Origin of the sequence: Thalassospira sp. UBA1131 (genome assembly GCF_002311515.1) — a bacterium.
In the GTDB taxonomy this organism is placed as follows: Bacteria; Pseudomonadota; Alphaproteobacteria; order Rhodospirillales; family Thalassospiraceae; genus Thalassospira.
Genome location: NZ_DCAO01000108.1, coordinates 4,143 through 6,956, shown reverse-complemented (window position 1 = coordinate 6,956; position 2,814 = coordinate 4,143). Strand labels below are relative to the sequence as shown.

Annotated in this window: 4 protein-coding genes and 1 pseudogene; all 5 read left to right on the top strand. The window is 55.8% G+C overall.

All coding sequences use genetic code 11. The annotated features are described in order from the left end of the window. Positions 1 to 252 (top strand): OmpH family outer membrane protein (locus B3Z49_RS17755; RefSeq protein WP_296993267.1); only part of this gene is annotated, 252 nt, incomplete at its 5' end. Then, positions 252 to 1,271 carry a UDP-3-O-(3-hydroxymyristoyl)glucosamine N-acyltransferase gene (lpxD, locus tag B3Z49_RS17750; protein WP_296993265.1) on the top strand — a complete coding sequence of 340 codons (1,020 nt, stop codon included), beginning with the start codon at positions 252 to 254 and terminating at the stop codon, positions 1,269 to 1,271. The genes B3Z49_RS17755 and lpxD, both read left to right, overlap by 1 nt. 11 nt (positions 1,272 to 1,282) lie before the next feature. Next, positions 1,283 to 1,732, top strand: a complete 450-nt coding sequence (fabZ, locus tag B3Z49_RS17745; protein WP_008891195.1) for a 3-hydroxyacyl-ACP dehydratase FabZ — start codon at positions 1,283 to 1,285, stop codon at positions 1,730 to 1,732. A gap of 2 nt (positions 1,733 to 1,734) precedes the next feature. After that, positions 1,735 to 2,538: an acyl-ACP--UDP-N-acetylglucosamine O-acyltransferase gene (lpxA, locus tag B3Z49_RS17740; protein ID WP_008891194.1), complete on the top strand. Its 804-nt coding sequence runs from the start codon at positions 1,735 to 1,737 to the stop codon at positions 2,536 to 2,538. Continuing rightward, a pseudogene (locus B3Z49_RS17735) lies at positions 2,519 to 2,814 on the top strand (LpxI family protein); the annotation flags it as partial. The gene lpxA and the pseudogene B3Z49_RS17735, both read left to right, overlap by 20 nt.

Genomic DNA, 2,814 nt, shown 5'->3' with positions numbered 1-2,814 from the left:
GCTGATTTCCAGAAATTTGCCCAGGCCCGCAGCCGTGTTCTCGATCAAGCCCTGGCTGAAGCCCAGTCCAAATTCTCGCAAGCCTTGAATGAAATCATCGGAAGCATTGCTGAAGAACGTGGCGCAAACCTTGTGCTGCATCGTGGGCAAGCCGTTCTGTTTGCAACCACCATGGATGCGACCAAGGAAGTTTTCGATCGCGCAAATGCCGAGGTTCCAACCATCACGGTTGAATTCAAGGAAGGCTCCTGATGGCGGATGCCCGTTTCTTTAGCCGCAAGGGACCCTTCAGTGTTGCTGAAATCGCCGCACTGACGGAAACAACACCGGTCAATGCGCCCGACGAAACGCGGGTCTTTCAGGACGTCTCGCCACTGCAAAACGCAGATGGCGATATCCTGAGCTTCTTTGACAATCGCAAATATCTTGATGCGTTTGTCAACAGCAAGGCCGGCGCCTGCTTTGTGCGTCCGGAATTTGTCGAGCGTGCACCCGAAGGCATGGTGTTGTTCGTAACCAAGGACCCGTATCGCGCCTACGCGAAGGCTGCAACCGCGTTCTATCCTTTCGAAACCGGCAATGGCGTGATTTCGGATCGTACCGTCATTGATCCGTCTGCCAAGCTTGGCAAAGGCGTTCAGGTCGATGCAGGTGCCGTCATCGGTGCCAATTGCGAAATTGGCGATGGCACCATCATCGCATCCAATGCTGTCATTGGTGACGGGGTTATCATCGGTGCGGGCTGCAAGGTGGGTGCGAATGCGTCCATCAGCCACAGCCTGATCGGCAATCTGTGCCTGATCTATCCCGGTGCCCGCATCGGCCAGGACGGTTTTGGCTTTGCCATGGGCCCGCAAGGGCACGCCAAGGTTCCGCAATTGGGCCGGGTTGTGATTGGCAATGACGTCGAAGTCGGTTCAAACAGCACGATTGATCGCGGAGCAGGGCCAGATACTGTTATCGGCAATGGCTGTCGTATCGACAATCTGGTGCAAATCGGCCATAACGTTGAACTTGGTATGGGCTGTGTTGTTGTCTCGCAAGTCGGGATCTCCGGCTCGACCAAGATTGGCAATTTTGTCGTGCTTGCCGGTCAGGCAGGCATTACAGGACACCTCGAAATCGGCGATGGCGCGAAAGTCGCAGCCCAGTCGGGTGTCATGAAAAATGTGGGGCCGGGGGAAACTGTGGGCGGAAGTCCTGCCGTTCCGGTCATGGAATATCATAAACAGACGGTCGCCTTGTCGCGTCTGATACGAAAAAAGAAATAAGGGCTACACACATGACCGAACTGGTAAGTGTCGATATCCAGCGCATTCTGGAAATGATTCCGCATCGCTATCCGTTCCTCCTGATCGACAAGGTCATCGACATCGAAACCGATGTCCGTGCCACCGGCATCAAGAACGTAACGATGAACGAGCCGCAATTTACCGGCCATTTCCCACAGCAGCCGATCATGCCGGGCGTCCTGATCATCGAAAGCATGGCGCAGACCGCAGCCATCCTGGTCGTTCAGACCCTTGGCGCGGATGCCGAAGGCAAGCTGGTTTATTTCATGAGCATCGATAATGCCCGTTTCCGCAAGCCGGTAACCCCGGGTGACGTCATGCACATCCATGTGACCAAAAAACAAAGCCGTGGCCCGGTCTGGAAGTTCGAAAGCCAGGTCAAGGTCGACGGCCAAGTCGTTGCCGAGGCAACCATCGCCGCGATGATCCGGGATAACTGATAATGTCAAAAGTACATCCAACCGCCGTTGTCGAAGATGGCGCGCAGATTGGTCAGGATGTCGAAATCGGACCCTATAGCGTGGTCGGTCCGAATGTTGTCTTGGGTGATGGTGTCAAACTGCACAGCCACGTCGCGGTCGCAGGTCACACCACGCTTGGCGATCAGTGCGAAGTTTATCCCTTTGCCTCTGTGGGGCATGCCCCGCAGGACCTGAAATTCAAGGGCGAAAACAGCCGCCTGATCGTTGGTAAACGCACCAAAATCCGCGAGGGTGCAACCCTTAATCCGGGCACCGAAGGTGGCGGTATGGAAACCACCATTGGTGACGATTGTCTTCTGATGACCGGGGCCCATGTCGGTCATGATTGCCATGTCGGCAACCACTGCATTCTGGTCAATAACGGCACGCTTGCGGGCCACGTAGTGGTCGAAGACTTCGCAATTGTCGGTGGTCTTTCGGCTGTTCACCAGTTCGTCCGTATCGGCAAACACGCCATGATCGGCGGCATGACCGGGGTCGAAAGTGACGTCATTCCCTATGGGTCTGTCATCGGTAACCGTGCGTATCTTTCAGGCCTGAATATCATCGGCCTGAAACGCCGCGGTTTTGACCGTGAAACCATCCATTCGCTGCGCAAAGCCTATCGCCTTCTGTTCGCACAGGAAGGCACCCTGGCCGAGCGTGTCGAAGAAGTCGCCAAGGATTTTGAGGGCGTCGGCCCGGTGATGGAAATCATCAATTTCCTCAAAGCGGAAAGCATGCGTTCCGTATGCACGCCAAAATATGACAGCTCCGCAGGATAATCCGCAGCCGAAATTGGGGATTATCGCCGGGGGCGGGGCGCTTCCCGCCCGTCTGGCGTCTGCGGCTGTTTCAATGGGCCGCGATGTCTGCATCGTCAAACTTGATGGCTATGCCGATGATACAGACCTTGATCAATATCCGAATGTAACGGCCCGCCTTGGCGCAGCATCGAAAATCCTTGATGCCATGCGCAAGGAAAACTGCCAGGACGTGGTTCTGGCAGGCAAGGTCGCACGCCCCAGCTTTTCTTCGATCCGCCCGGATTGGCGGGCAGC